Source organism: Streptomyces sp. NPDC058671 (assembly GCF_042716475.1).
Lineage (GTDB): Bacteria > Actinomycetota > Actinomycetes > Streptomycetales > Streptomycetaceae > Streptomyces.
The window spans coordinates 197,454-223,152 of record NZ_JBHXSA010000010.1 but is presented as its reverse complement, the minus strand read 5'-3'; the positions used below and the strand labels follow the sequence as shown (position 1 = coordinate 223,152).

Sequence of the window (25,699 nt, the reverse complement as noted above, 5' to 3'; positions counted from 1 at the left end):
AGGCCGCCGGGCCGATGGCGACGCGCCTGAAGGGTGGCCGCGTACCTTGTGGGCGTGGACATACCCGTCGTGTTTCGCTGGGCGCTGCTCGCCCTGGCCGTCCTCCAGCTCCTCTCCCTCGTCCGCGTCCTCCGCGGGCTGCGCCGAGCGGGACCCGGGCGGCGCGGCGCGCCGGTGTGGGACCTCCTCGATTCCGCGAGCGGCCTGGTGGTCGTCGCCGGTCTCGCGCTCGCCGACTTCACGGTCGTGCTCGCCGGTCTCGCCCTCATGGGCGTGGCCGTCACCGGCCGCGGAACGCGGGCGTTCCGCGCCCACACCGCCGCCCGCCCGCCAGCGGGCGCGTAAGGGTCCGGCGGCCTTCGGGGGCGTGACGAAGCCCGCTAGTGACAGGTCGGTCTTCAATCCGTAGGGTGCTGAATATGGATATGCAGACAGTCGTCCTCGGCACGTCCGGCACGACCCCGCAGGACGTCATCGACGTCGCCCGTCACGGCGCCCGCGTCGAGCTGTCGACCGAGGCCGTGCAGGCGCTGGCCACCGCCCGGGACGTCATCGACGCGCTCGCCGCCAAGCCCGAGCCCGTCTACGGGGTCTCCACCGGCTTCGGCGCGCTCGCCACCCGGCACATCGGCCACGAGCTCCGCGCCCAGCTCCAGCGCAACATCGTCCGCTCGCACGCCGCCGGCATGGGCCCCCGCGTCGAGCGCGAGGTCGTACGCGCCCTGATGTTCCTGCGGCTGAAGACCCTCGCGTCCGGGCACACCGGCGTCCGCCCCCAGGTCGCGCAGACCATGGCCGACGTCCTCAACGCCGGCATCACCCCGGTCGTGCACGAGTACGGCTCCCTCGGCTGCTCCGGCGACCTCGCCCCGCTCTCCCACTGCGCCCTCGCCCTGATGGGGGAGGGGGACGCGGAGGGGCCCGACGGTGTGCTCAGGCCCGCCGGCGAGCTGCTCGCCGCCCACGGCATCGCGCCCGTCGAGCTCAGGGAGAAGGAGGGCCTCGCCCTCCTCAACGGCACCGACGGCATGCTCGGCATGCTGATCATGGCCCTCGCCGACCTCGACACGCTCTACAAGTCGGCCGACATCACCGCCGCGCTCTCCCTCGAAGCCCTCCTCGGCACCGAGAAGGTCCTCGAACCCGAGCTGCACGCCGTCCGCCCCCACCCCGGCCAGGCCGCGTCCGCCGCCAACATGCTGGCCGTGCTCAAGGGCTCGGGCCTCACCGGCCACGCCCAGGCCGGCGAGGCGCCCCGCGTCCAGGACGCCTACTCGGTGCGCTGCGCCCCGCAGGTCGCCGGCGCGGGCCGCGACACCCTGGCCCACGCCCGGCTCGTCGCCGAGCGGGAACTCGCCGCCGCCGTCGACAACCCGGTGGTCCTGACGGACGGCCAGGTCCGCTCCAACGGCAACTTCCACGGCGCCCCCGTCGCGTACGTCCTCGACTTCCTCGCGATCGCCGCCGCCGACCTCGGCTCCATCGCCGAGCGCCGCACCGACCGGCTCCTCGACAAGAACCGCTCGCACGGCCTGCCGCCGTTCCTCGCCGAGGACGCCGGCGTCGACTCGGGCCTGATGATCGCCCAGTACACGCAGGCCGCCCTCGTCAGCGAGATGAAGCGGCTCGCCGTCCCGGCCTCCGCCGACTCCATCCCGTCCTCCGCCATGCAGGAGGACCACGTCTCCATGGGCTGGTCCGCCGCCCGCAAGCTGCGCACCGCGATCGGCAACCTCAACCGGATCATCGCCGTCGAGCTGTACGCCGCCACCCGCGGTGTCGAACTCCGCGAGGGCCTGACCCCCGCCCCCGCCTCGCGGGCCGCCATCGCCGCCCTGCGCGCGGCCGGCGTCGAGGGCCCCGGCCCCGACCGCTTCCTCGCCCCCGACCTGGCCGCCGCCGACACCTTCGTACGCGAGGGCCGGCTGGTCGCCGCGGTGGAGCCGGTCACCGGTCCGCTGGCCTGACACCGACCCCCACGCGCGCCGCCCCGCGCGCGTGGGGTCTCAGGACGCCCGGCCCCGGCGCCTCATCGCGAGGGCCACGAAGCCCGCGCCGACCCCCAGGAAGCCCGTCCCGCCCAGCAGGTACGGCACGGTGTCCCGGCCGCCCGTCTCCGCGAGATGCCCGCCGCCCGATGAGGACTCGTCGAGGGTCACCCCGACGCGTACCCCGCCGGGGTCGTCGGTGGCGTTCGCGGACGGTACGAACCACAGGGCGCACAGCAGCGTCCCCGCGGCGGTCGCGGTCAGCAGTGGGCGTCGGGCGGCGGACACGGAAATTTCGATCCCCCTTGCGGAAACCGCGAATTGGTCGGTGCGGTGATGCTAATGAACACAGCGGGTCGCGGGAAAGCCGAGGGCCCGCGACCCCTACGCTCCGGACCATGAGTACTTCTGAGACAGCACGCTATGTACGCCTTCGCGTCGATGTGGTTCTGGAGATCGACGGTCCCGCCGAGCTGGCCGAGGCCGCCGTGGGCCGGATCGACGCCGACGAGTTCATGCCGGAGGAGGAGCGGGTGCACGCCCGCACCGCCGCCCGCGAGGACAGCGCCGAGGCCCTCGCCTATCTCGTCGAGCCCTTCGACCTGATCCGCGACGTCCCCGGCATCGAGATGGTCCAGGCCTCCTGGAGCAGCGAGGAGGTCGAGTACGACCCCGACGCGCTGGAGTGGGACCTCGGCGAGGAGGATGAGGAAGACGGGGAAGACGGGGAAGACGGGGCGGAGGACGACGACGCCCGGTCGTAGCGGCGCGGCTTCCCGGCCATGAGGCCGGGAAGCGCCTGTTCGGAGGCCTCGGGGCATCGTCCCGGGGCCTCTCGTCCGTCACGGGGAACCGAACGCGCCGACCGTGCGTGTCGATCAGTGGCGTTCCCCACATATCGTCCGGTTGCGGAACCGGACGGGGTGTCATGGGTATGCAGATAAGTGTTGGCAGGGAATCGGCGACGATGGAGAAGCGTGTGATGAAGGACGGCAAGCGTCGCAGGAGTCTGGCGGTCGCGGCCGCGGTGCTCGGCGGCGTCATGGTGCTCTCGGCGTGCAACGACGGCGACAAGGGCGGCAGCGCTTCCGGATCCGCGACCCCACAGTCACAGGCCCAGGTCGACGAGGCGGCGGAGGCCGCCAAGTCGTCCAAGGCGCAGATCACCATCGCGCCCAAGAGCGGCACGCAGAACGTGTCCATCAACAACGACGCCAAGGTCACCGTCGCCGACGGCAAGCTCACCGAGGTCACCATGACCTCCGCCGAAGGCACCGCGGTCAAGGGCGAGATAGCGGCCGACGGCCTCAGCTGGAAGCCGAGCGAGCAGCTGGAGCGGGCCACGGTCTACAGGATCACCGCCACCGCCGAGGACGCGGACGGTCTGGAGGCCCACGAGAACTCCTCGTTCACCACCGTCTCCAAGGCCAACAGCTTCATCGGCAACTTCACGCCGGAGGACGGCTCGACCGTCGGCGTCGGCATGCCGGTCTCGATCAACTTCAACAAGGCGATCACCGACAAGAAGGCCGTCCAGAGCGGCATCACCGTCACCTCCAGCACCGGCCAGGAGGTCGTCGGACACTGGTTCGGCAACCAGCGCCTCGACTTCCGTCCCGACGACTACTGGACCGAGGGCTCGACCGTCACCCTCAAGCTCGACCTCGACGGTGTCGAGGGCGCCGACGGTGTCTTCGGCGTCCAGCAGAAGACCGTCACCTTCAAGATCGGCCGCAATCAGGTCTCGACCGTCGACGTCGCCACCAAGACCATGACGGTCACCCAGGACGGCAAGACGATCAAGACCATCCCGATCTCCGCCGGCTCCCCGGAGAACCCCACGTACAACGGTCAGATGGTGATCTCCGAGAAGTTCAAGGAGACCCGGATGAACGGCGCCACCGTCGGCTTCACGGACGACGACGGCAAGGGCGAGTACGACATCAAGGACGTGCCGCACGCCATGCGCCTGTCCACCTCGGGCACGTTCATCCACGGCAACTACTGGGGCCCCGACTCGATCTTCGGCTCCGCCAACACCAGCCACGGCTGCGTGGGCCTCAACGACGTCAAGGGCGCCGGCGACCCGAACCAGCAGGCCGCCTGGCTCTACGACCACTCGCTCGTCGGTGACGTCGTGATCGTCAAGAACTCCAAGGACAAGACGATCTCCCCCAGCAACGGCCTCAACGGCTGGAACATGAGCTGGGCGGAGTGGAAGGCCGGTTCGGCGGTCTGACAGCCGGACACAGGTACGCAGAAGGCCCCCTCCCGCACTCGGAAGGGGGCCTTCCCCATGCCCCACCGGGAGGGGCCTGCCCAAGCCCTACTTCCCCACATCCACCGGCTCGTCCACACCCCACTGCGCAAGCAGCCGCAGCGCGTCCGCCGACGCCGTGCCCGGCTCCGCGTGATACGTCACGAGCACCAGGTCCGGGTCGTCGCCCGCCACCTTCAACGACTCGTACGACAGCGTCAGCTCACCCACCAGCGGGTGCCGCAGCCGCTTCGTGCCGTGCCCCTTGTCGGTCACCGTGTGCGCCGCCCACAGCGAGCGGAACTCCTCGCTCCGCACGGACAGTTCGCCCACCAGCGCGAGCAGCAGCGGATCGTCCGGGTAGCAGCCCGCGTACAGCCGCAGCACGCTCACGACCTCGACCGCCTTGGACTCCCAGTCGACGTACAGATCACGCGCGTTCGGGTCCAGGAAGATCATCCGGGGCATGTTGCGCTCGGCCGGCTCCCACGCGGCGAAGTCGCCGATCAGCGCCCGCGCCATCCGGTTCCACGCCAGGATGTCGAGGCGGCGCCCCAGGACGAACGCGGGCACCCCCTCCAGCGAGTCGAGGAGCTGCGTCAGCGACGCCCGGACCCGCTGGGGGCGGGCGATCGCCGCCCGCTGCCGCTTCTTCACCGTCGGCTTCGCCAGATGCGTCAGATGCGCCCGCTCGGTGTCGCTCAGCCGCAGCGCCCGCGCGATGGCGTCGAGCACCTCCATGGACACGTTCCGCCCATGACCCTGTTCCAGCCGGGTGTAGTACGCCACCGACACCCCCGCAAGCTGCGCCAACTCCTCACGGCGCAGTCCCGGCACCCGCCGGTGCCGTCCGTACTCGGGCAACCCGACATCCTGCGGCTTCAGCCGGGCCCGCCGGGAGCGCAGGAATTCGCTGAGTTCCGCACTGGGATCCATACGACCCCATTATCGCCGCCCGGCCCCGCCGCCGGACGTACGTTCCTGACCCTGCCAGTGGTAGGCACACCGGTCGTAGGCAGAACAGGGGGCTGGGTGGAACCGGAGTCCTCGGGCACCGTGGACGGCATGACCACGAACGTGACCACCGTCCCCGCCTACGCCGCACCCGCCGCCAACGCCCCCCTGGAGCGCACCACCGTGCCGCGCCGGGCCGTCGGCGAGCACGACGTCCTCATCGACATCCAGTACGCCGGCATCTGCCACTCCGACATCCACCAGGCGTGCGACGGCTGGGGCGAGGGCATCTTCCCGATGGTCCCCGGTCACGAGATCGCCGGAATCGTCGCCGAGGTCGGCCCCGGAGTCACCCGGCACAAGGTCGGCGACCGGGTCGGCGTCGGCTGCTTCGTCGACTCCTGCCGCACCTGCGCGTACTGCCTGCAGGGTCTGGAGCAGTTCTGCACCCAGGGCATGACCGGCACGTACAACGCCCTCGACAAGAACGGCGAGCCCACCTACGGCGGCTACTCCCGCCAGATCGTCGTCGACGAGAACTACACCCTCCGCATCCCCGAGGGCATCGCGCTCGACGAGGCCGCGCCGCTGCTCTGCGCCGGCATCACCCTCTACTCGCCGCTCGCCCACTGGAAGGCGGGCCCCGGCAAGAAGGTCGCGATCGTCGGCCTCGGCGGCCTCGGCCACATGGGCGTCAAGATCGCCCACGCCCTCGGCGCGGAGGTCACCGTACTCAGCCAGTCGCTGCGCAAGCAGGAGGACGGCCTGAAGCTCGGTGCCGCCCACTTCCACGCGACGAGCGACCCGCAGACCTTCACCGACCTGGCCGGCACCTTCGACCTGGTCATCTCCACGGTCTCCGCGCCCCTGGACTTCGGCGCCTACCTGAGCCTGGTCAAGCCGGACGGCGCCCTGGTGAACGTCGGCGCCCCCGAGGAGCCCGTCGCGCTCAACCTCTTCTCCCTCATCGGCGGCCGCAAGACCCTCGCGGGCTCCATGATCGGCGGCATCGCCGAGACGCAGGAGATGCTCGACTTCTGCGCGGAGCACGGCCTCGGCGCCGAGATCGAGGTCATCTCCGCCGACCGGATCAACGAGGCCTACGAGCGGGTCATCGCGAGCGACGTCCGCTACCGGTTCGTGATCGACGCGTCGACGATCTGACGCCTCCGGGGGCCGTCGGCCCGGGAACAGGCGGCCGGGGCATGACCTGCGGGGTAATCGACCCCGCACGCCATGCCCCGGCACCCTTGCGTCATGACCGCTTACGCCATCGGAAACCTGCACCCGAAGCCCGTCCTCGACGACGAGGTCCTCACCTACATGGAGCGCGTCCAGGGGACCCTCGACCCCTTCGGCGGCCGTTTCCTCGTGCACGGCGCCCCCGACCGCGAGGTCCGCGAAGGCACCTGGCCCGGCGCCCTCGTGATCATCGGATTCCCCACGTACGAGAACGCCCGCGCCTGGTACGACTCCGAGCCCTACCGGGCCCTGATCCCCCTCCGCGCCCGCCACATGACCGGCGACATCCTCCTGATCGACGGCGTCCCGGAGGGCTACGACCCGGCGTCGACCGCGGCGACGCTGCGCGCCGCCGCGTCGGACCGGACGGTCTGACCGCCCGGGTGTCCCTACTCGGCCCTGGCCACGCCGATCGGGCACGAGACGCCGGTCCCGCCGATGCCGCAGTAGCCGCCGGGGTTCTTGTCGAGGTACTGCACGGGGCGCCACCACTCTTTGCGTAGGATTAGTAACTCTTCGTAAAGGGGTGGGAAGTGAACGAAACGCCGCCGGTGATCCCGGTTGTCTCGTACGCGCGTATCTCCGCTGACACGGCCAGAGACGGCCACGGCGTCGAGGACCAGCACAAGGTGAACGGGGAGACGGCGGCCCGGCTCGGCTGGACGATCGTGCACCGGTACACCGACAACGACCTGTCGGCGGCCAAGGCAGCGGTGGTGCGTCCGGACTTCGAAGCCATGGTGAAGGCGCTCAAGCCGGGCCACATGGCGGACGGCCGGCCGGTGCGCGGCGTGATCGTCGTCGCAGACGACCGGCTCACGCGCAGGGCCGGAGACTACGAGCGGTTCGTGGATGCGCTCACGTACGAGGAAGGGCGGCTGTACGCCGACGCCACGGGGTCGAAGAACCTCTACAGCGAGGACGTGGAGTCCATGGGCCTCTTCGGCGTCGTCATCTCCAAGATGGAGGTGCGCAAGATGCAGCGGCGCGCGCGCCGCTCGCACAGGGCCCGTGCCGAGCTGGGCATCCCGGTGGGCGGAAAGCGCCCCTTCGGCTGGCAGGACGACAAGCTCACGCTGGAGCCCGAAGAAGCGGCGTGGCTGGCGAAGGGCGCCCGAGAGGTGATCGCGGGCAAGTCCCTGCACTCGATCCTCCGCGAGTGGCGGGAGGCCGGCGTCCGCACGATCAACGACAAGGAGTGGGCGAGCCGCTCCCTCAAGCTCGCGCTGTGGAACCCGCGGCTGTGCGGTTGGCGGAAGCACGACGGGGAGTTGGTCCGCGATGCCAACGGTGTGCCGGTCGTGGGCCGCTGGGAGTCGATCATCACGCCGAAAGAGTGGATGGCCATCGACGCCGTCTTCTCGGCCCGCGTCGGTCCCAACGTGAAGTCTGACGGAACGGTCACGGACTTTCGCACCCCGTCGTACCTGCTGACCGGAATCCTCCGATGCGGAAAGCCCGGTACGGACGGCCAGATCTGCGACTCACCCCTCCGCGCGACCGCGCGGCCGGATCTCTCCGGCGGATATCTCTATCAGTGCCCCAGCAAGGAAATGGGCGGTTGCGGTGGCACGGGACGCAACGGCGCCAAGATTGATGAATTCATCACGGAGGCAGTTCTGGCGAAGCTGGAGGAACGGGCAGCCAGGACGGCGCATGCGGACGAGGAATGGACAGGGGAAGATGAACTGGACCGCCTGACGCGGAAGCAGCGCAAGCTGCTCCAGGCTTGGCAGGAGGACCAGATCGCGGATGAGCTGTTCTTCCCTGAGAACCAGAGGGTGCAATCTCGGGTCAAGGAACTACGCGCGGACCGCGCGCGCCACGTCCTCAACCAGCAGCGTGCGGCCGAGGTCACCGGCGACGTACGTGCGCGCTGGACCTCCGGCAGGCTGGACCTGGCACAGAAGCGCGCTCTGATCAGGGAGGCACTGCACGCGGTGATCGTGCTGCCGGTGGGCGGCGGAGGTCGGCGCCCCTTCAACCCTGACCTGTTGGTCCCGAAGTGGCGCGACTGACAGGGAGCGGAAACGGAAAGGGGCACGGCCGCCCGGTTGATGCCCCTTCGTTCGCCTTCCGGTCTGGACCGCTCCCAGTAGTCGGCGAATGACGCCGCTTCGGCCAGGGCGCGGTCTCGGTAGTCCCGCAGGAGGCCTCGAAGAGCAGGCCGAACTCCTCACCCCTGAGCACGGAAGTACTCCTCCAGCACCGCGGCCGGGAGCACGACGGCGGTCTCGCCCTCGGGCAGGTCGAGCTGCGCCAGCCGCTCGGGGTCAGTGATGACGTAGCCCTGCACTACGTAGTCCTTGGCGTCCTCAGTACGCCACAGCGTCGGGCACGTTCCGTTCCTGCGGATGCTGCGGACCGTCCGGAGACAGCGGACACAACCGTGCCTGTCCTTGTGGCGCCAGAGTGGCCACGCTGGCCGCTGATTGCTTCGGCCCCCGCACGAGCTCCATCTGGACGCGAAGCGGGTCTACGGCTACAACCCGTCCTGATCAGTACCCCGAGGGGTGTGTGGACAGCCAGGCGGAGTATTGCTCGCGCATCCGGTCCCGTTCGACCGGGCTTGACAGGATGACGTCCGCGCCGCCGTCGTACGGGTGGTGGATCTGGGTGAGGCCGGGGTCCGTCACGAAGTTGCCGGACAGTGTGTCGTCCGCGACGGCGCGGAGCATCGGGTCGAGGCAGCCGCGCTGCCAGCGGCGGCGGTCGGTGTAGAGGTACCAGCGTGTCTGGAAGTCCGGATCCGGGTCGTCCGTATCGTCCAGGGTGGTCCACAGCGTGCCTTCCGGATGTAGGGCAGCGCGGTGGGCCGAATAGTCCGTCGGCTCGGACGGATCGGCCCAGTCGGTGGTCACCACGTACGCCTCGCCGCCCGCGAAGAGTGCATCGAGGACCGTGTTGTACCGGTCGAGGAGGACGGCGTACTCCGGCTCGTCCTCCGCGTAGCGCTTCGACCCGGGCAGGCTGTGGAAGCGGACCCAGCGTTCCCGATACACCGTCTTCAGCTCCCACGGTGGCATCGGCCCGGCAGGCCTGTGGGCCTGCCAGAGCTGAGTCAGCCGCTCGTGCGCCGGGTCGGGGAGCAGGGCGCCGTTCACTCCCCGGGGGCCTCGGCGATGCCGATCGGGCAGGTTACGCCCGTGCCGCCGATGCCGCAGTAGCCGTTGATGTTGCGGTCGAGGTACTGCTGGTGGTACGGCTCCGCCGGGTAGAGCGGGCGGCTCTCGTCGGCGGGCAGGATCTCCGTGGTGATCGTGCCGTAGCCCGAGCCCGTCAGGACCTTCTGGTAGGCCTCGCGGGACGCCTCGGCGGCAGCCGCCTGGGCGTCGGAGTGGGTGTGGATCGCCGAGCGGTACTGGGTGCCCACGTCGTTGCCCTGGCGGAAGCCCTGGGTCGGGTCGTGCGACTCCCAGAACAGCTTCAGGAGACTCTCGTAGGAGACCTTCGCGGGGTCGAAGACGACCCGGACGGCCTCGGTGTGACCGGTCAGGCCCGAGCAGACCTCCTCGTACGCGGGGTTCCGCGTGTGGCCGCCCTGGTAGCCGACGAGGGTCGTCCAGACGCCCTCGACCTGCCAGAACGTGCGCTCGGCGCCCCAGAAGCAGCCGAGGGCGAAGTCGGCGACCTCCAGACCCTCCGGGTACGGGCCGAGGAGCGGGTTGCCCAGCACGGTGTGGCGCTCGGGCACGACGAACTCGGGCTCGGAGCGGCCGCGCAGGGCCTGCTCGGGGGTGGGGAGGACGGGGGTGCGGGACAGGAACATGCTGCATCTCTCCTTGACGGTCGGCAGTCGGCACAACAAGGAACCGGGGGGAAACCTTCCCCCGGCCCGCTCCCCGCGGACGTCAGCGCGGCAGCGTCGCCGGGCTACCGCCGTTCGCCTCGTACCCCGCCACCGCCAGGTTCCGGAAGACCGTGAACTCCGCCGCCGGGTCCCCGCTGAGCGTCCACGGCACCGCGCCCACGTGCCCGTCGACCTTCACCAGCTGGTGCATGGCCTCCGCCCAGCGTTCCGCCCGCACCAGGAACCAGACCAGCAGATGACGGACGTGCGCCAGCATCGGGTCGTCCGCGCGGGCCGAGTGGACCGCGTACAGCGCGCCGTCCATCGCCTTCGACACCACCGCCGTACGGAAGAAGTCCTGCACCAGCACCACGTCCGGCACGTGCTCGTACACCGCGAACAGCGGCAGCGCCGCGAGCAGCGAGCCGCGCGGGGCCCGCGCCGCCGCCGACGTCGCGAAGTGGTCGGCCTCCTCGCGCGAACCGTGCCACTTCTCGCACCAGTAGTGCAGGGCAGCCAGATGCGCCCCCATGTGCTGCGGCGCCCGGTCGATGACCTGCGCCCACACCTGGTCGAACTGCTCGTGGCCGTAGCCGAGCCCGCGCGCCACCGCCAGCTGCGTGATGTAGGGGACGGGGTCGCCCGGAGCGAGCAGCGCCGCCTCCTCGGTGACCTTGCGCGCCTCCTCCAGGATGATCCGGAAGTCGTCGGTCCCGGCGGCGGAGGACCGCCACGCCTGCTGCACCAGGAACTCCGCGTGCACGGCCGCGCCGCCCGCGTCCTTCGGCGCCTCCGCCCGCCAGGACCGCAACCACGCCCCGCCCACGCCCGGCCGCTCCTGCAGCTCCAGGGACGCGGCGCCCGCGAAGGCCTGGACACGCTGCCAGCGCACCTCACCGTCCTTGCCGGTGGCGGCGAGCAGCCGCGACGCCGCCCCCCAGTCCTGGGTGGCCTGGACGATGTCGAGCACGTGCAGCAGCTCGTCGTCCGCGCCCGGCAGCCGCACGTCCTGGTCCTCCTGCCGCACGAACCCGTACGCCTCCGGGTCCGCCGCGTCAGGCGACCCCGGCGCCGCCAACCGGATCCCGCCACCGCGGCGGCGCAGCAGATAGGGACCGAGGACGCCGAACAGCAGCCCCAGCGCGATCAGGAACCAGAGAATCTCCATGTGTCCATTGTCCAGGACACCGAATGAGACGATCGCGGCGGCCGGGGGTGCTCGGCACTACGCTCGTGACCATGAGCGACCAGCACTCCCACCAGAGCTTCGAGACCCGCGCGATCCACGCGGGCAACACCGCCGACCCGCTGACCGGCGCGGTCGTCCCGCCCATCTACCAGGTGTCCACCTACAAGCAGGACGGCGTGGGCGGGCTGCGCGGCGGTTACGAGTACAGCCGCAGCGCCAACCCCACCCGTACCGCCCTGGAGGAGAACCTGGCGGCCCTCGAGGGCGGCCGGCGCGGGCTCGCCTTCGCGTCCGGTCTGGCCGCCGAGGACTGCCTGCTGCGCGCGCTCCTCGCGCCCGGTGACCACGTGGTCATCCCGAACGACGCCTACGGCGGCACGTTCCGGCTCTTCGCCAAGGTCGTGCAGCGCTGGGGCGTGGACTTCTCGGTGGCTAACACCTCCGACGTCGACTCGGTGCGGGACGCCGTCAACGACCGTACGAAGCTGATCTGGGTCGAGACCCCGTCGAACCCGCTCCTCGGCATCACCGACATCGAGGCGGTCGCGGGCGTCGCCCGCCAGGCCGGCGTGAAGCTCGTCGTCGACAACACCTTCGCCTCGCCCTACCTGCAGCAGCCGCTGGCGCTCGGCGCCGACGTCGTCGTGCACTCGCTCACCAAGTACATGGGCGGCCACTCGGACGTCGTCGGCGGCGCCCTGGTCACGGCCGACGAGTCGCTCGGCGAGGAACTCGCGTACCACCAGAACGCGATGGGCGCGGTCGCCGGCCCCTTCGACTCCTGGATCGTGCTGCGCGGCATCAAGACGCTCGCGGTCCGCATGGACCGGCACAGCGAGAACGCCACCCGGATCGCCGAGATGCTCACCCAGCACCCCGAGGTCACCCAGGTGCTCTACCCGGGCCTCCCGGAGCACCCGGGGCACGAGGTCGCCGCCAAGCAGATGCGGTCCTTCGGCGGCATGATCTCGTTCCGCGTGCGGGGCGGCGAGGAGGCGGCCGTCGAGGTCTGCAACCGCGCGCAGCTCTTCACCCTCGGGGAGTCCCTCGGCGGCGTCGAGTCCCTCATCGAGCACCCCGGCCGGATGACCCACGCGTCCGTCGCGGGCTCCGCCCTCGAAGTCCCGGCCGACCTCGTGCGCCTCTCCGTGGGCATCGAGAACGTCGACGACCTGCTCGCCGACCTGCGCCAGGCGCTGGGCTAGGACCTCTCGTCCGGACCGGCCCGGACCCGCGGGCCGGTCCGGACCGGCCTGCTCCGAGCGGAAGACCCTGTACGTACGCGGGGCCGGCACCCGGATCCGCGGGGCACGGCACCCGCATCCGCCGGCCCGGCACCCGAATCCGGAGGGCCCGGCACCCGAATCCGCGGGGTCGGGTCCTCCGTGTCGTTCAGGTGCCGGGCAGCGGGTCCTTCAGGAACCCCCGGACCTCCTCGCGGAACTCGGGCGTGTCCGTGTGCTCGTGCACGGACACCGCGTGCTCGACGGCCGCGCGGAGAACTTCCTCCTCCTCGCCCGAGATGTACAGCGAGCAGCCGGAGACGCTCGGGGCGTCCCGGCAGTCGGATGCTTTCCTGGCCATGTCGACCTCCAGACGGCCCCTTCCTCCAGGTTAGGCCCGTCCTCACCAGCCTTCGAGCGGTGGTGTCGTCTCCGCCGGCGGGACCTCCCAGGGCCGGGCCACCGACGCCCACGCCACGAACACGAGCACGGCGACCGTGCCCAGGAACCAGAGCGCCCGGCGTACCCTCCGCGCCCGTTGCGCCCGGCGGGCCCCGCGCTCCGCGGCCCGGCGCGCGAGGTCGCCGGGGACCGGCGGGTGCGGGGTGTCGAGCAGCCGGCGGACCGCCGCCTCCCTGTCCTCGTACCGGCTCACGCGGCCGTCTCCCGGGACAGGCCGTCCCGCCCGGAGGGCGCCCCCGGTGCGCCGTCCTTGCGGGACGCCGCCCTCAGCGCGGCCACGGATCGGGCGCAGACCGCCCGGACCCGGGCCTCGGGCAGGCCGAGCAGGGCCGCGACCTGCTCCTCGGCGATCCCCTCGTACAGCCGGAGGACGAGGACGAGCCGTTCCTGAGGGGGGAGGGCCCCGAGCACCCCGCCCCGGCCGCCGCGGTGCCGCCAGGCGGTGCGGGCGAAGCGGGCGGCGAGGTCGCGCCGGGTGAGGTCGTACGGATCCTCGTCGCGCAACCGGTCCCACACCGCGTACGTGTGCGCGAAGGCGTCGGTCAACAGGGCCTGGGCGTGCGGGTTGCGGGTCCGGGTCTCGGCGGTGAGCAGGGTCGCCGCGTGCAGCAGCCGACCCGCCGCCCCGGCTACGAACGCGTCGAACTCCCGGGCGCGGTGGGCGCGTTCGGCACCTGGTCCGCCTCGCTGCTCTCGCACGTCCTCATCTGAGGACAGCGCGGGTGCGGGGTCAAGAGGTCGGCGAGGACTCGCTCGGCCCCTCGGCCGTGGAGGCGGTCGCGGACTCGGCGCCCGGATGGGCCGCGTGGGCCGACTGCCGAGCGGACAGCGCGGTGTTGAAGCGGGTGAGGAGGGTGCAGAAGGACTCCCGCTCGGTCGGCGTCCAGCCCTCCGTGACCTCCGCCATCAGCTGCCGGCGCGAGGAGCGGACCTCCTCCAGGCGGGCCAGGCCGCGCGCCGAGAGCTGGAGCACGACGGCCCGTCCGTCCTCCGGGTGCGAGGTGCGCTTCACCAGGCCGGTGTCGACGAGCGGGGCGACCTGCCGGGTGACGGTCGACGAGTCGATGCCCATGCCCGCGGCGAGCGCCTTGACGCCCATCGGGCCTTCTTGGTCGAGCCGGTTGAGCAGGAGGTACGCGGCCCGGTCCATCGAGTTCCGCAGCTGTCCCGTGCCGCCGAGGCGGGTCTGCTCGGCCCGGCGGGCGAAGACGGCCACCTGGTGCTGGAGGGCGTCGAGGAGACCGGGGTCGAGCTCAGTCGTCATGTCCTGAGATGTGGGCATGGCTGGGGTCTCTCTCGTGCGGGGGTGGTCGGTCGGTGGGGGACAGAGTACGCGGCCCCGGGGAGGTCCGTACCGGGGCTGCGCAAACCTGTTGCGCCCCTGCCCGCCGGGCGGCCACGAGGGCCGTGAGCTGCGAGACTTGATGTCATGAGCTTCCGTACGCCAGACCCCTTGCACCGGTTGATGCTCGACGATGTGAGGGGGGCGCGGAAGATGCTGTCCGGGGTGGCCCGGATGACGGCGATGGAGGGCAGCCGCCATCTGTCGTCGCTGGTGGGGGCGCCCGTGCACCTCAAGTGCGAGAACCTCCAGCGGACGGGTTCCTTCAAACTGCGCGGCGCGTACGTACGGATCGCGGGGCTGCGGCCCGAGGAGCGGGCCGCCGGGGTCGTCGCGGCCTCCGCGGGAAACCACGCGCAGGGTGTGGCGCTCGCCTCGAAGCTCCTCGGGGTCCATGCCACCGTGTTCATGCCGGTCGGCGCCCCGCTGCCGAAGGTGGCGGCGACCCGGGAGTACGGCGCGGACGTCCGGATGCACGGACACGTCGTGGACGAGACGCTCGCGGCGGCGGAGCGGTACGCGCGGGAGACCGGGGCCGTGTTCATCCACCCCTTCGACCATCCCGACATCATCGTGGGGCAGGGCACGGTGGGCCTGGAGATCCTGGAGCAGTGCCCCGAGGTCAGGACGGTCCTCGTGGGCGTCGGCGGTGGTGGTCTCGCGGCCGGCATCGGGCTCGCGGTGAAGTCGGTGCGCCCGGACGTGAAGGTGATCGGTGTGCAGGCGGAGGGCGCGGCCGCCTACCCGCCGTCGCTGGCGGCCGGGCACCCGGTGGTCGTCGACTCGCCGGTGACGATGGCGGACGGGATCAGGGTGGGGCGGCCGGGCGACGTGCCGTTCACGCTGGTCCAGGAGTACGTCGACGAGGTCGTCACGGTCTCCGAGGACGCGCTGTCGTCGGCGCTTCTGCTCTGCCTGGAGCGGGCGAAGATGGTCGTGGAACCGGCGGGCGCCAGTCCGGTGGCGGCCCTGCTCAGCGATCCGAAGGCCTTCGCGGGGCCGGTGGTGGCGGTGCTGTCCGGCGGGAACGTCGACCCGCTGCTGCTCCAGCGGATCCTGCGGCACGGCATGGCCGCGGGGGGCCGCTATCTGAGCCTGCGGCTGCGGGTCACGGACCGGCCGGGCGTCCTCGCGACGCTGCTCGCGGTCCTGACGGTGGCCGACGCGAACGTCCTGGACGTCAGCCACGTACGGACCGACCCGCGGCTCGGCCTGACGGAGGCGGAGGTCGAACTGCACCTGGAGACGAAGGGCCCGGAGCACTGCCGGGAGGTCGAGGACGCGCTGAGGGACGCGGGGTACACGGTCCTGGGCTGACCGGTGGGCCCGCGCGGCCGGGCCGTGGGCGGCCCGCTTCCGAGCAAGATCATGTGGCGGGGGTCACAAATTCGGTGGGCGGGGCGCCCCCGCTGATCCTAGGATCGATGGGAAAACGCCTCCTCTCCCCTGGAGAACCCACATGCCAGGCGCGATCCATGCCGAAGGTCTGGTGAAGACCTTCGGTGACGTACGAGCTCTGGACGGCGTGGACCTCGACGTGCCCGAGGGCACCGTCCTGGGTCTGCTCGGCCCCAACGGCGCGGGGAAGACGACCGCCGTCCGCGTGCTGACCACTCTCCTCCAGCCGGACAGCGGCAGGGCTGTCGTCGCCGGCATCGACGTCCTCAAGCACCCCGACGAGGTGCGCCGCTCGATCGGTCTCTCCGGTCAGTTCGCGGCCGTCGACGAGTACCTCACCGGCCGGGAGAACCTCCAGATGGTCGGGCAGCTCTACCAGATGAAGGCGAAGGCCGCGAAGGCGCGGGCCGGTGAGCTCCTGGAGCGTTTCGGCCTCGCCGACGCCGCCGACCGCACGGCGAAGACGTACTCCGGTGGCATGCGCCGCCGGCTCGACCTCGCGGCGGCCCTGGTCGTCTCCCCGCCGGTCATGTTCATGGACGAGCCGACCACCGGCCTCGACCCCCGCAACCGGCAGGCCCTGTGGGAGGTCATCAAGGAACTCGTCGCGGGCGGTACGACCCTGCTCCTCACCACCCAGTACCTGGAGGAGGCCGACCACCTCGCCCACGACATCTGCGTCGTCGACCGGGGCAAGGTCATCGCGCGGGGCACCTCCGACCAGCTCAAGGCCCAGACGGGCGGCGAGCGCGTCGAGGTCGTCGTCCACGAACCGGGGATGATCCCCGGCGCCCGTGACGTCCTGGCCCGTTACGGCGTCGCGGGCGTCGGCCATGGCGAGGTGTCCGTCGAGGACCACACCCGCAAGCTCACCGTCCCCGTCGCCGGCGGCGCCAAGCTGCTCGCCGAGGTCATCCGGGACCTGGACGCCATCGGTGTCGAGATCGACGACATCGGCCTTCGCCGCCCCACCCTCGACGACGTCTTCATCTCCCTGACGGGCCACGTGGCCGCGCGGGAGGCCGAGGAGAACGGCGGACCGGCCGGACCGGGCGGCGGCGACCGCACCCACACGAAGGAGGTGGCCGAGTGAGCACCGTGAACGACTCCCTGGTCGTCGCCCGCAGGAACCTGATCCGCATGAGCAGGATTCCCGAGATGATCTTGTTCGGGGTCATCCAGCCCGTCATGTTCGTCGTGCTGTTCAGCTACGTCTTCGGCGGCTCGATGATGATCGGCGGCTCGACCAGCGCCTCGGAGTACCGCGAGTTCCTCATGGCCGGCATCTTCGCGCAGACCGTCACCTTCGCCACCGCGGGCGCGGGCGCCGGCATCGCCGACGACATGCACAAGGGCCTGATCGACCGGTTCCGTTCGCTGCCCATGGCGCGCGGCGCGGTCCTCACCGGCCGTACGCTCGCCGACCTCGTCCAGACCCTGCTCACGGTCGTCGTCCTGACGATCGTGGCCCTGCTGGTCGGATGGCGTATCCACGAGGGCGTCCCGAAGGCGCTGGGGGCCTTCGCCCTCCTGCTCCTGCTCGGCTACGCCTTCTCCTGGATCGGCGCCCTGATCGGCCTGTCGGTACGCACCCCGGAGGCGGCCACCTCGGGCGGGCTGATCTGGCTCTTCCCCGTCACGTTCATCTCGAACGCCTTCGTGCCCACCGAGAACATGGCGAGCTGGCTCCAGCCCATCGCGGAGTGGAACCCGTTCAGCGCCACCGTGCAGGCGTGCCGCGAACTCTTCGGCAACCCGGGGGTCTCCACGTCCGACGCCTGGCCGATGCAGCACCCGGTGTGGGCGTCGCTGCTCTGGTCCATCCTGATCATCGTCGTCTTCCGTACGCTCGCCGTCCGCAAGTACCGCCGCGCCGACGGTTAGGGCCTTTCCGATGGACCCCCGCCGGGCAGTCGGACCGTGACCAGGAGGCCTCCGGCGGGGCGGGGGACGAGTTCGAGGGTCCCGTCGTGGGCGCGGACGATGCTGTGCACGATGGCCAGGCCGAGGCCGGCGCCCGCGTGCTCGTCGCCGCGTACGCGCTCCGTTGCTCGCTGGAAGGGTTCGGTGAGGGTCGGCACCAGGTCCGGTGGGAGCGGCGGGCCCGTGTTCTCCACGCGCAGCACGCCCGCCCCGCCCCGCTCCTCGGTGTGGACCGTCACGGTCCCGCCGACGGGGAGGTTGTGGACGACGGCGTTCTGGACGAGGTTCGTCACCATCCGCAGCAGAAGCTCCCCGGATCCGCCGGTCCGGGTCGCTCCGCCGGTGACGTCGAGCGTGATCCCGCGCTCCTCGGCGAGCGGGAGCAGGGTCTCGGCGGCCTCTTCGGCGACGAGGGAGAGGTCGACGTCCTCGCGGGCGAAGGTCCCGCCGTCGCTGCGGCTGAGCAGCAGGAGGGCCTCGGTGAGGTCGACGGCCCGGGTGTTGACGGCCTGGAGGCGGGCGAAGAGCGCGTCCGGGTCCCCCGCGGGGTCCCCGCGGGCGACGTCGAGCAGCGCCCGCGAGATGGCGAGCGGGGTGCGCAGTTCGTGGGAGGCGTTGGCGGCGAACCTCCGCTGCTCGTCCACATGCGACTCGAGGCGTTCCAGCATGGTGTCGAAGGCGTCGGCGAGTTCGCGGAACTCGTCCTGGCGGTCCTCCATACGGATCCGGTGGGACAGCGATCCGTTCCCGGCCGTCCGTGCGGCGGCCGTGATCCGGGTGAGCGGTGCGAGCATCCGGCCGGCGAGGATCCATCCCCCGACGAGGCCGAACACGAGCAGGAAACCCATCGCCACGGCCGCGGCGGGGGCGAAGGTGCGCACCAGCAGGTAGCGGTTGGGCGAGACCCCGAGCAGACCCCGAGAGTTGTCCGGTACGTAGCGCAGCAGGTACGCCCACACGACGGCCAGCAGGAGGGCGCCCGCGACGGCGAGGAACCCGGCGTAGCTGAGGGTGAGTTTCATCCGGGCGCTGAGCCCTGGGCGTCTACGCACGTGTGCCGCCGGGGCCGGTGTCGATGCGGTAGCCGACGCCGGGCACCGTGGCGATGAGCCATGGTTCGCCGAGTCGTTTGCGCAGTGCGGAGACGGTGATGCGCACGGCGTTGGTGAGGGGGTCGGCGTTCCCGTCCCAGGCCCGTTCGAGCAGGTCCTCGGCGCTGACGACCCCGCCCTCGGCGGCGACGAGGACGTCGAGCACGGCGAACTGTTTACGGGTGAGGGCGACGTACCGTCCGTCGCGGAAGACCTCCCTGCGGAACGGGTCGAGGCGCAGGCCCGCGATCTCGCGGACCGGGGGCCTGGCGTACGCGCGTCGGCGGTCGAGCGCCCGCAGCCGCAGGACGAGCTCCCGCAGGTCGAACGGCTTGGTGAGGTAGTCGTCGGCGCCGAGCTCGAACCCCGACGCCTTGTCGTCGATCCGGTCGGCGGCGGTGAGCATGAGGATCGGGATGCCGCTGCCGGAGGCGACGATCCGGCGGGCGACCTCGTCGCCCGAGGGGCCCGGGATGTCGCGGTCGAGGACCGCGAGGTCGTAGGAGTGGACGCTGAGCAGTTCCAGGGCGGTGTCGCCGTCGCCCGCGATGTCGGCGGCGATCGCCTCCAGGCGCAGACCGTCCCGGACGGCTTCGGCCAGGTAGGGCTCGTCCTCCACGATCAGTACGCGCATGCCCGAAGCCTAGACAGCGCGCCGGTGCCGGACACGTCAGCCGACCGGTGTCGGCACGGGGCGGGGCAGCTCCGAAGGCCCTGCCGCCCGGGTCCGCCACCAGCGGCGCGACGCCAGGGCGGCCAGCGCGGCGCCGGTGGCGTTGACCAGGACGTCGTCCACGGACGACACACGGTCGAGCCGCAGGACGTACTGCGCGGTCTCGACCAGGACCGAGCAGCCCGCCCCGAGCGCCAGGACCCGCGGCAGGGACGCCACCGCCGCGAACCGCATCGGGGCGAAGAACCCCAGCGCCGCGAGGACCAGCAGGTTGCCGCCGATCCCGAGCGGGCCCATCGTGACCAGGTCCCGCAGCGGCACCAGGCTCACCCGGGCGGGGACGACGCCGGCCCCGCCGCCCGGCATCATGGTCATCCACAGGAACGGCACCGTCCCGTGGACCATGCCCACCTCGGCCAGTGACAGCCGCCACGCCGAGGGGACGCCCGCTGCCCGCCGACGGCGCGCAGACACCCACGCCACCAGCACGGCCAGGGGCAGCGTGACCAGCGTCATGAGCACCACGCCGTTGAACGTGTCGAGGCAGCCGTGCCACCGCCCGGCCAGGCACGTCGGAGCGGCCATCGTCAGCGGCCTGCGCACGACGAACAGGGCGCCCGCCACGCCCAGGACCGCCAGGCCGACGAAGACGACCCGGCGCGTGCGTCGGGACGGGGGCGGCAGGGAAGCGTCGTGGTTCATCCCCCCATGGGAGCCGGAGGGCCGTTGCGATGGCGTATGCGGTTTCCGATACGCCCGCGATACACGGGCACCGGGCCCCGGCGCCGGACCGGGAGACGACGAAGGACCGGACCCCCGGGGTCCGGTCCTTCGGGGAGATCAGGCGCCTCAGCCGGTGTACGGCTTGGCGCTGAGGATCTTCACCGCGGCCTTCTTGCCGTTCGGCAGCTCGTACTCGGCGTCCTCACCGGCCTTCTTGCCATTGACGCCGACGCCGAGCGGCGACTGCGGCGAGTACGTCTCGATGTCACCGCTCGCGTACTCGCGGGAGGCGAGCAGGAAGGTCATCGTGTCGTTCTCGTCGCCGTCGAAGGCGATCGTGACGACCATGCCGGGCTCGACGACACCGTCGTCCGCGGGGGCCTCGCCGACCTTGGCGTGCTCCAGGAGCTGGGTGAGCTGGCGGATCCGGAGCTCCTGCTTGCCCTGCTCCTCCTTGGCCGCGTGGTACCCGCCGTTCTCGCGCAGGTCGCCTTCTTCGCGCGCCGCGGCGATCTTGGCGGTGATCTCGGTACGCGCGGCGCCAGACAGGTACGCAAGCTCGTCCTGGAGCTTGTTGTACGCCTCCTGGGTGAGCCAGGTGACGTTGTCGCTGGTCTGGGTCACGGGTGCTCCTCGTAGGTACTGGGAATACAAAGCATCGCCCTACACGGGAAAGCAGCGCTGTCCCGGGTGGGCGAAACCACGAGCCTAACAATGAGTGGCGAAAAGCGGGAGGACATAACCATCGGGGATGGTGTCTTCCCAGGTCACCGTGGCGACTCGCCGGGGCTCGACACCTCGTCCCTACCCACCGCTACCGGGCCGTACACCCCAGGAGCTCGGCGCTCGTCGCGGGGGCGGTCGTACGGAGCGAGAAGACGCTGTCGACCCGGTCGGCGGGGTCGTCGATGCGGACGTCCTTGCGGGCCACCTCGGCGCCGTCCTCGGAGCGGGAGCGCAGGGTGCAGACGCCCAGGACGCCCTCGTCCTTGCGGATCTCCAGGTGCACCTGGACCTCGGTGGCGCTCACCACGTCGAACTTGATCATCTCGGCGCTGATCCTGCTGTCGACGACGTAGTACCAGCCGAACCAGCCCAGCATCCCGAGGAAGAGGACACCGAGCACCGAGCCCGTGATCTTGAGCTTGCGGTCCGCAGCCTGGTCCGCGGAGCGTCCGTAGCGCTCCTGGGGCAGCTGCTCTCGCGCCGCGCTCATGATCGATCCTCTCGAAGCCGGGGGTGGCGGAATTTTCCCTCCCCCGATTCCGTCACTATAGAGACCACGCTCCGCGTCGAATCACTGAGGATCGAGTCTTGACAGAGCAGCTGCGACTGATGGCCGTTCACGCCCACCCCGACGACGAGTCGAGCAAGGGTGCGGCGACGATGGCCAAGTACGTGTCCGAGGGGGTGGACGTCATGGTGGTGACGTGCACGGGCGGCGAGCGCGGCTCGGTCCTCAACCCCAGGCTTCAGGGTGACCCCTACATCGAGGCGAACATCCACGAGGTGCGCCGCAAGGAGATGGACGAGGCCCGCGAGATCCTGGGCGTCTCCCAGGAATGGCTGGGTTTCGTCGACTCGGGTCTCCCCGAGGGCGACCCGCTGCCCCCGCTCCCCGAGGGCTGCTTCGCCCTCGCGGACGTCGACACGGCGGCCGGTGAGCTGGTCCGGAAGATCCGCTCGTTCCGTCCGCAGGTCATCACGACCTACGACGAGAACGGCGGGTACCCGCACCCCGACCACATCATGACCCACAAGATCTCGATGGTGGCCTTCGACGGTGCGGGCGACGCCGAGAAGTACCCGGAGGCCGAGTTCGGCCCGGTCTGGCAGCCCCTGAAGCTCTACTACAACCAGGGCTTCAACCGCCCCCGCACCACCGCCCTGCACGAGGCGCTCCTCGCCCGCGGCCTGGAGTCCCCGTACGGCGAGTGGCTGGAGCGCTGGAAGGAGTTCGAGCGCACCGAGCGGACGCTGACGACCTTCGTGCCCTGCGCCGACTTCTTCGAGATCCGCGACAAGGCCCTGATCGCCCACCGCACCCAGATCGACCCCGACGGCGGCTGGTTCCGGGTCCCGATGGAGATCCAGAAGGAGGTCTGGCCGACGGAGGAGTACGAGCTCAGCAAGGCGCTGGTCCCGACCTCCCTCCCCGAGGAAGATCTCTTCGCGGGCATCCGCGACAATGCCTGACATGAGCGCACACCTGGCACTGACCCAGCTTGTCCCCTTCGCCGCCGAAGAGCTGGACAAGAACAAGGTGACCCCCGGCGTCCTCGGCTTCATCGTCTTCGCCGTCCTGGCCCTCGCGGTCTGGCAGCTGATGAAGTCGATGAACCGCCACATGGGCAGGATCTCCTTCGAGGAGGCCCCGGACCCGGCCGCCCGGACCGCCCCCGCGGCCGCCCGGACCGCCCCCGCGGCCGCGCGGTCCGGCAAGGCGACGGCAGGGGAGTAGCGGGTACGGCCCCCGACCACCAGGGCCCCGGGACGACCTCCCGGGGCCCTGAGTCGTACCCGCCCGGAGAACGGCCGGAGAGCGGCCGCGGTCTCCGCCCCCGCCGAGAGCTCCCGCCTGCGCGAACACCTGTTCCGGGCGGAGCGCGTCGTCGCGGGCGAGCGGAGCGGTCGACCGGTGTCCCGCCCGGCCTCCCCAGGGACGCACGCCCCTACCGAACGCGTGCCCTTCGAGATCACGTCCGATGGCGTTCATCTGCCGAATAGCGCATCAGGGTGATCAGCCGGAACCAATCCATTGTCCGGCAGTTGATCAGGCTGCTTCGGTAACGGAGCATTCCAGGGCCCTCCAGCTCAAGAAGGAAATCTCGTGATCAAGAAGGTTCTCGCCACCGCGGCAGTTGCGGCCTCCGTCGTCGGCATGTCGGCCGCCACGGCGTCTGCGGCGGCTGATGACGGCAACAGCACCAACGTCATCGGCAACACGTCGAAGCAGGCCATCGGCAGCAACTCCACCGGTGGCTACATGAGCCCGAACTTCGGCCTCATCAACGGTGGCGTCCTGCACTGCTTCGATGTCCAGGACATCACCGCGCAGGTTCCGATCGTCAACGTCGTTGCCGTCAACGTGGACGACGTTCTGAGCCCGAAGCAGAACATGACGTGCACCCAGAACTCGGTGCAGCAGCAGCAGAACAACCCGCTGTCGGACCTGGTCGACCTCCTGGCCGACAACGGCAACACCGACGTCAGCTGACGTCAGCTTCGTCGCTGAGCGGCCCCGCCCCCCTCGCAGCTCCCCTGCGAAGGGCGGGGCCGCTCCGCCGTACCGGTGCCCCGACCGTTCGACGCCCCCGTGGCGCACGGACGGGGCTCAGCCGTGTGCGGGAGGATGGGGAGCATGCCGAACCGACTGGCCCATGAGACGTCCCCGTACCTCCTCCAGCACGCCGACAACCCGGTCGACTGGTGGCCGTGGTCGCCCGAGGCGTTCGCCGAGGCGCGCCGTCGCGACGTGCCCGTGCTGCTCAGCGTCGGCTACAGCAGCTGCCACTGGTGCCATGTGATGGCGCACGAGTCCTTCGAGGACGACACCACCGCCACCCACGTCAACGAGCGCTTCGTCGCCGTCAAGGTCGACCGCGAGGAGCGCCCCGACGTCGACGCCGTCTACATGGAGGCCGTGCAGGCGGCCACCGGGCAGGGTGGCTGGCCCATGACGGTCTTCCTCACCCCGGACGCCGAGCCGTTCTACTTCGGTACGTACTTCCCGCCCGAGCCCCGCCACGGCATGCCCTCCTTCCTCGACGTCCTCGACGGCGTCTCCCGGGCGTGGACCGAGCGCCGCGACGAGGTCGGCGAGGTCGCCGGCAACATCGTCAGGGACCTCTCGTCCCGCTCCCTGGCCTACGGCGGCGACGGCGTCCCCGGCGAGGCGGAACTGGCCCAGGCCCTGCTCGGCCTCACCCGGGACTACGACTCCCGCAGCGCCGGCTTCGGCGGCGCGCCCAAGTTCCCGCCGTCGATGGTGCTGGAGTTCCTGCTGCGCCACCACGCCCGTACGGGCGCGGAAGGCGCCCTGCAGATGGCAGCCGACACCTGCGCGGCGATGGCCCGCGGCGGCATCTACGACCAGCTCGGCGGCGGCTTCGCCCGCTACTCCGTGGACCGCGAATGGGTCGTGCCCCATTTCGAGAAGATGCTCTACGACAACGCCCTGCTCTGCCGGGTGTACGCGCACCTGTGGCGGGCCACCGGAGACGACCTGGCCCGGCGGGTCGCGCTGGAGACCGCCGACTTCATGGTCCGCGAACTGCGCACCGCGGAGGGCGGATTCGCCTCGGCGCTGGACGCCGACAGCCCCGTCGAGGACGGAGGCGAACCCACCCGGGACGAAGGCGCCGGCGGGGGCGAACGGCACGCGGAGGGCGCGTACTACGTGTGGACACCGGCGCAGCTGACCGAGGTGCTGGGCGAGGAGGACGCCCGGGATGCCGCCCGGTACTTCGGCGTGACCGAGGAGGGGACCTTCGAGGAGGGCGCCTCCGTCCTCCAGCTCCCGCAGGAGGCGGGTCCGGTCGACGCCGACCGGCTCGCCTCGATCAAGGAGCGGCTCCTCGCCGCCCGCGCGCGGCGGCCCCGCCCCGGCCGCGACGACAAGGTGGTCGCCGCCTGGAACGGTCTCGCGATCGCCGCCCTCGCCGAGACCGGTGCCTTCTTCGACCGCCCCGACCTGGTCGAACGCGCCACCGAGGCCGCCGACCTGCTCGTTCGCGTGCACATGGGAGAGGGCGCGCGGCTCTCCCGGACCTCCAGGGACGGCCGGGTCGGGCCCAACGCCGGAGTGCTGGAGGACTACGCCGACGTCGCCGAGGGCTTCCTCGCGCTCGCCGGTGTCACCGGAGAGGGCGCCTGGCTGGAGTTCGCCGGCTTCCTCCTGGACATCGTGCTCGACCAGTTCGTCGCCGAGGGCGGGGCGCTGTACGACACGGCCCACGACGCGGAGACCCTGATCCGCCGGCCGCAGGACCCCACCGACAGCGCGACACCGTCCGGCTGGACCGCCGCCGGGGGCGCGCTCCTCTCGTACGCCGCCCACACCGGCTCGGAGGCGCACCGGGCGGCCGCCGAGGGCGCCCTCGGCGTCGTCAAGGCCCTGGGGCCGCGCGCTCCCCGCTTCATCGGCTGGGGCCTGGCCACGGCGGAGGCCCTGCTCGACGGGCCGCGCGAGATCGCGGTGGCCGGCCCCGCCGGGGACGACCTGGCCCGCGCTCTGCACCGCACCGCCCTGCTCGCGCCCGCGCCCGGCGCGGTCGTCGCCTTCGGCACCCCGGACAGCGACGAGTTCCCGCTGCTCAGGGACCGCCCGCTGGTGAACGGAGGAGCGGCGGCCTACGTCTGCCGGCACTTCACCTGCGACGCGCCGACGACGGACCCGGCCGAGCTGGCCGGCAAGCTCAGCCGCTGACGGCGCCCGGGACCGG

29 protein-coding genes and 1 pseudogene are annotated in these 25,699 nt (G+C 71.3%); 15 read left to right on the top strand and 15 right to left on the bottom strand.

From position 1 onward, the window contains the following. The first annotated feature begins 54 nt into the window (after positions 1–54). Together ACFWV2_RS15650 and hutH are read left to right on the top strand one after the other, a co-directional pair. A complete protein-coding gene (locus tag ACFWV2_RS15650) occupies positions 55–345 on the top strand; it encodes a hypothetical protein (RefSeq protein WP_384405545.1) in 291 nt (96 codons plus the stop codon). An 80-nt stretch (positions 346–425) separates the two neighbouring features. Next, the gene (hutH, locus tag ACFWV2_RS15645) at positions 426–1,967 is read left to right on the top strand and encodes a histidine ammonia-lyase (protein ID WP_384405591.1); all 1,542 of its coding nucleotides are present in this window, start codon (positions 426–428) and stop codon (positions 1,965–1,967) included. Positions 1,968–2,006: 39 nt separating this feature from the next. On the opposite strand, the gene ACFWV2_RS15640 is transcribed toward hutH, so the two are convergent. Then, the gene (locus ACFWV2_RS15640) at positions 2,007–2,276 is read right to left on the bottom strand and encodes a hypothetical protein (RefSeq protein WP_360785639.1); all 270 of its coding nucleotides are present in this window, start codon (positions 2,274–2,276) and stop codon (positions 2,007–2,009) included. A gap of 110 nt (positions 2,277–2,386) precedes the next feature. Here ACFWV2_RS15640 and ACFWV2_RS15635 point away from each other — a divergent pair, with 110 nt between their 5' ends. After that, positions 2,387–2,752 carry a hypothetical protein gene (locus tag ACFWV2_RS15635; protein ID WP_384405544.1) on the top strand — a complete coding sequence of 122 codons (366 nt, stop codon included), beginning with the start codon at positions 2,387–2,389 and terminating at the stop codon, positions 2,750–2,752. Positions 2,753–2,955: 203 nt separating this feature from the next. Next, positions 2,956–4,227 (top strand): Ig-like domain-containing protein, encoded by a 1,272-nt coding sequence (locus tag ACFWV2_RS15630; protein ID WP_384405543.1) that lies wholly within the window; start codon positions 2,956–2,958, stop codon positions 4,225–4,227. 87 nt (positions 4,228–4,314) lie between these two features. Here the strand turns inward: ACFWV2_RS15630 and ACFWV2_RS15625 are convergent, their stop codons facing one another. After that, positions 4,315–5,181, bottom strand: a complete 867-nt coding sequence (locus tag ACFWV2_RS15625) for a helix-turn-helix domain-containing protein (RefSeq protein ID WP_384405542.1) — start codon at positions 5,179–5,181, stop codon at positions 4,315–4,317. A gap of 129 nt (positions 5,182–5,310) precedes the next feature. Between ACFWV2_RS15625 and ACFWV2_RS15620 the strand changes: the two genes are divergently transcribed. Next, entirely contained in the window at positions 5,311–6,363 is a 1,053-nt protein-coding gene (locus ACFWV2_RS15620) for an NAD(P)-dependent alcohol dehydrogenase (RefSeq protein ID WP_384405540.1), read from the top strand. Between the two features lie 93 nt (positions 6,364–6,456). Further along, a complete protein-coding gene (locus tag ACFWV2_RS15615; RefSeq protein ID WP_384405539.1) occupies positions 6,457–6,816 on the top strand; it encodes a DUF1330 domain-containing protein in 360 nt (119 codons plus the stop codon). A gap of 14 nt (positions 6,817–6,830) precedes the next feature. Here the strand turns inward: ACFWV2_RS15615 and ACFWV2_RS15610 are convergent. Further along, positions 6,831–6,917, bottom strand: a pseudogene (locus tag ACFWV2_RS15610) (peptide-methionine (S)-S-oxide reductase); the annotation flags it as partial. A 57-nt stretch (positions 6,918–6,974) separates the two neighbouring features. Here ACFWV2_RS15610 and ACFWV2_RS15605 point away from each other — a divergent pair. Next, entirely contained in the window at positions 6,975–8,459 is a 1,485-nt protein-coding gene (locus ACFWV2_RS15605; protein WP_384405538.1) for a recombinase family protein, read from the top strand. A 480-nt stretch (positions 8,460–8,939) separates the two neighbouring features. On the opposite strand, the gene ACFWV2_RS15600 is transcribed toward ACFWV2_RS15605, so the two are convergent. From ACFWV2_RS15600 to ACFWV2_RS15590, 3 genes are all read right to left on the bottom strand, one after another. Beyond that, positions 8,940–9,545, bottom strand: coding sequence for a hypothetical protein (locus ACFWV2_RS15600; RefSeq protein ID WP_384405536.1), 606 nt, complete (start codon positions 9,543–9,545; stop codon positions 8,940–8,942). After that, entirely contained in the window at positions 9,542–10,210 is a 669-nt protein-coding gene (msrA, locus tag ACFWV2_RS15595) for a peptide-methionine (S)-S-oxide reductase MsrA (RefSeq protein WP_384405534.1), read from the bottom strand. The genes ACFWV2_RS15600 and msrA overlap by 4 nt, the downstream gene beginning before the upstream one ends. Positions 10,211–10,292: 82 nt before the next feature. Beyond that, a complete protein-coding gene (locus ACFWV2_RS15590; protein ID WP_384405533.1) occupies positions 10,293–11,399 on the bottom strand; it encodes a hypothetical protein in 1,107 nt (368 codons plus the stop codon). 71 nt (positions 11,400–11,470) lie between these two features. Here ACFWV2_RS15590 and ACFWV2_RS15585 point away from each other — a divergent pair, with 71 nt between their 5' ends. Then, entirely contained in the window at positions 11,471–12,625 is a 1,155-nt protein-coding gene (locus ACFWV2_RS15585; RefSeq protein WP_384405531.1) for a cystathionine gamma-synthase, read from the top strand. Between the two features lie 187 nt (positions 12,626–12,812). On the opposite strand, the gene ACFWV2_RS15580 is transcribed toward ACFWV2_RS15585, so the two are convergent. From ACFWV2_RS15580 to ACFWV2_RS15565, 4 genes are read right to left on the bottom strand one after another with little or no spacing between them, the layout of a single operon-like run. Next, a complete protein-coding gene (locus tag ACFWV2_RS15580) occupies positions 12,813–13,004 on the bottom strand; it encodes a DUF1059 domain-containing protein (protein WP_384405530.1) in 192 nt (63 codons plus the stop codon). 42 nt (positions 13,005–13,046) lie between these two features. After that, positions 13,047–13,298, bottom strand: a complete 252-nt coding sequence (locus ACFWV2_RS15575; RefSeq protein ID WP_384405529.1) for a hypothetical protein — start codon at positions 13,296–13,298, stop codon at positions 13,047–13,049. After that, positions 13,295–13,804, bottom strand: a complete 510-nt coding sequence (locus ACFWV2_RS15570; RefSeq protein WP_384405527.1) for a sigma factor-like helix-turn-helix DNA-binding protein — start codon at positions 13,802–13,804, stop codon at positions 13,295–13,297. The genes ACFWV2_RS15575 and ACFWV2_RS15570 overlap by 4 nt, the downstream gene beginning before the upstream one ends. A gap of 31 nt (positions 13,805–13,835) precedes the next feature. After that, a complete protein-coding gene (locus ACFWV2_RS15565) occupies positions 13,836–14,387 on the bottom strand; it encodes a MarR family winged helix-turn-helix transcriptional regulator (protein ID WP_384405526.1) in 552 nt (183 codons plus the stop codon). Positions 14,388–14,534: 147 nt separating this feature from the next. Between ACFWV2_RS15565 and ilvA the strand changes: the two genes are divergently transcribed. From ilvA to ACFWV2_RS15550, 3 genes are all read left to right on the top strand, one after another. Beyond that, positions 14,535–15,764 carry a threonine ammonia-lyase gene (gene ilvA / locus ACFWV2_RS15560; RefSeq protein ID WP_384405524.1) on the top strand — a complete coding sequence of 410 codons (1,230 nt, stop codon included), beginning with the start codon at positions 14,535–14,537 and terminating at the stop codon, positions 15,762–15,764. Between the two features lie 142 nt (positions 15,765–15,906). Continuing rightward, positions 15,907–16,938, top strand: coding sequence for an ATP-binding cassette domain-containing protein (locus ACFWV2_RS15555; protein WP_384405522.1), 1,032 nt, complete (start codon positions 15,907–15,909; stop codon positions 16,936–16,938). Further along, positions 16,935–17,729 (top strand): ABC transporter permease, encoded by a 795-nt coding sequence (locus ACFWV2_RS15550; protein WP_384405521.1) that lies wholly within the window; start codon positions 16,935–16,937, stop codon positions 17,727–17,729. Before ACFWV2_RS15555 ends, ACFWV2_RS15550 begins: the two co-directional genes overlap by 4 nt. Here the strand turns inward: ACFWV2_RS15550 and ACFWV2_RS15545 are convergent. From ACFWV2_RS15545 to ACFWV2_RS15525, 5 genes are all read right to left on the bottom strand, one after another. Next, on the bottom strand, positions 17,726–18,820 hold the full coding sequence (locus ACFWV2_RS15545; protein WP_384405519.1) for a sensor histidine kinase: 1,095 nt from the start codon (positions 18,818–18,820) through the stop codon (positions 17,726–17,728). The two genes, ACFWV2_RS15550 and ACFWV2_RS15545, sit on opposite strands and share 4 nt — an antisense overlap. Continuing rightward, the gene (locus tag ACFWV2_RS15540; protein WP_384405517.1) at positions 18,813–19,493 is read right to left on the bottom strand and encodes a response regulator transcription factor; all 681 of its coding nucleotides are present in this window, start codon (positions 19,491–19,493) and stop codon (positions 18,813–18,815) included. Before ACFWV2_RS15540 ends, ACFWV2_RS15545 begins: the two co-directional genes overlap by 8 nt. A 36-nt stretch (positions 19,494–19,529) precedes the next feature. Further along, positions 19,530–20,234 carry a VanZ family protein gene (locus ACFWV2_RS15535; protein ID WP_384405516.1) on the bottom strand — a complete coding sequence of 235 codons (705 nt, stop codon included), beginning with the start codon at positions 20,232–20,234 and terminating at the stop codon, positions 19,530–19,532. Positions 20,235–20,381: 147 nt separating this feature from the next. Next, complete coding sequence (gene greA, locus ACFWV2_RS15530) at positions 20,382–20,879, bottom strand: transcription elongation factor GreA (protein WP_384405515.1); 498 nt, start codon at positions 20,877–20,879, stop codon at positions 20,382–20,384. 190 nt (positions 20,880–21,069) lie between these two features. Continuing rightward, a complete protein-coding gene (locus tag ACFWV2_RS15525; protein ID WP_384405513.1) occupies positions 21,070–21,471 on the bottom strand; it encodes a DUF4307 domain-containing protein in 402 nt (133 codons plus the stop codon). A gap of 98 nt (positions 21,472–21,569) precedes the next feature. On the opposite strand from ACFWV2_RS15525, the gene mca reads away from it, so the two are divergent. The 4 genes from mca (at position 21,570) to ACFWV2_RS15505 (ending at position 25,683) form a co-directional block, all read left to right on the top strand. Further along, positions 21,570–22,451: a mycothiol conjugate amidase Mca gene (gene mca, locus ACFWV2_RS15520; RefSeq protein WP_384405511.1), complete on the top strand. Its 882-nt coding sequence runs from the start codon at positions 21,570–21,572 to the stop codon at positions 22,449–22,451. Continuing rightward, a complete protein-coding gene (locus ACFWV2_RS15515; protein WP_384405510.1) occupies positions 22,444–22,716 on the top strand; it encodes a hypothetical protein in 273 nt (90 codons plus the stop codon). Before mca ends, ACFWV2_RS15515 begins: the two co-directional genes overlap by 8 nt. 369 nt (positions 22,717–23,085) lie before the next feature. Continuing rightward, positions 23,086–23,472, top strand: a complete 387-nt coding sequence (locus ACFWV2_RS15510) for a rodlin (protein WP_384405509.1) — start codon at positions 23,086–23,088, stop codon at positions 23,470–23,472. Between the two features lie 144 nt (positions 23,473–23,616). Next, complete coding sequence (locus tag ACFWV2_RS15505; RefSeq protein WP_384405508.1) at positions 23,617–25,683, top strand: thioredoxin domain-containing protein; 2,067 nt, start codon at positions 23,617–23,619, stop codon at positions 25,681–25,683. The last annotated feature ends 16 nt before the right edge of the window (positions 25,684–25,699 follow it).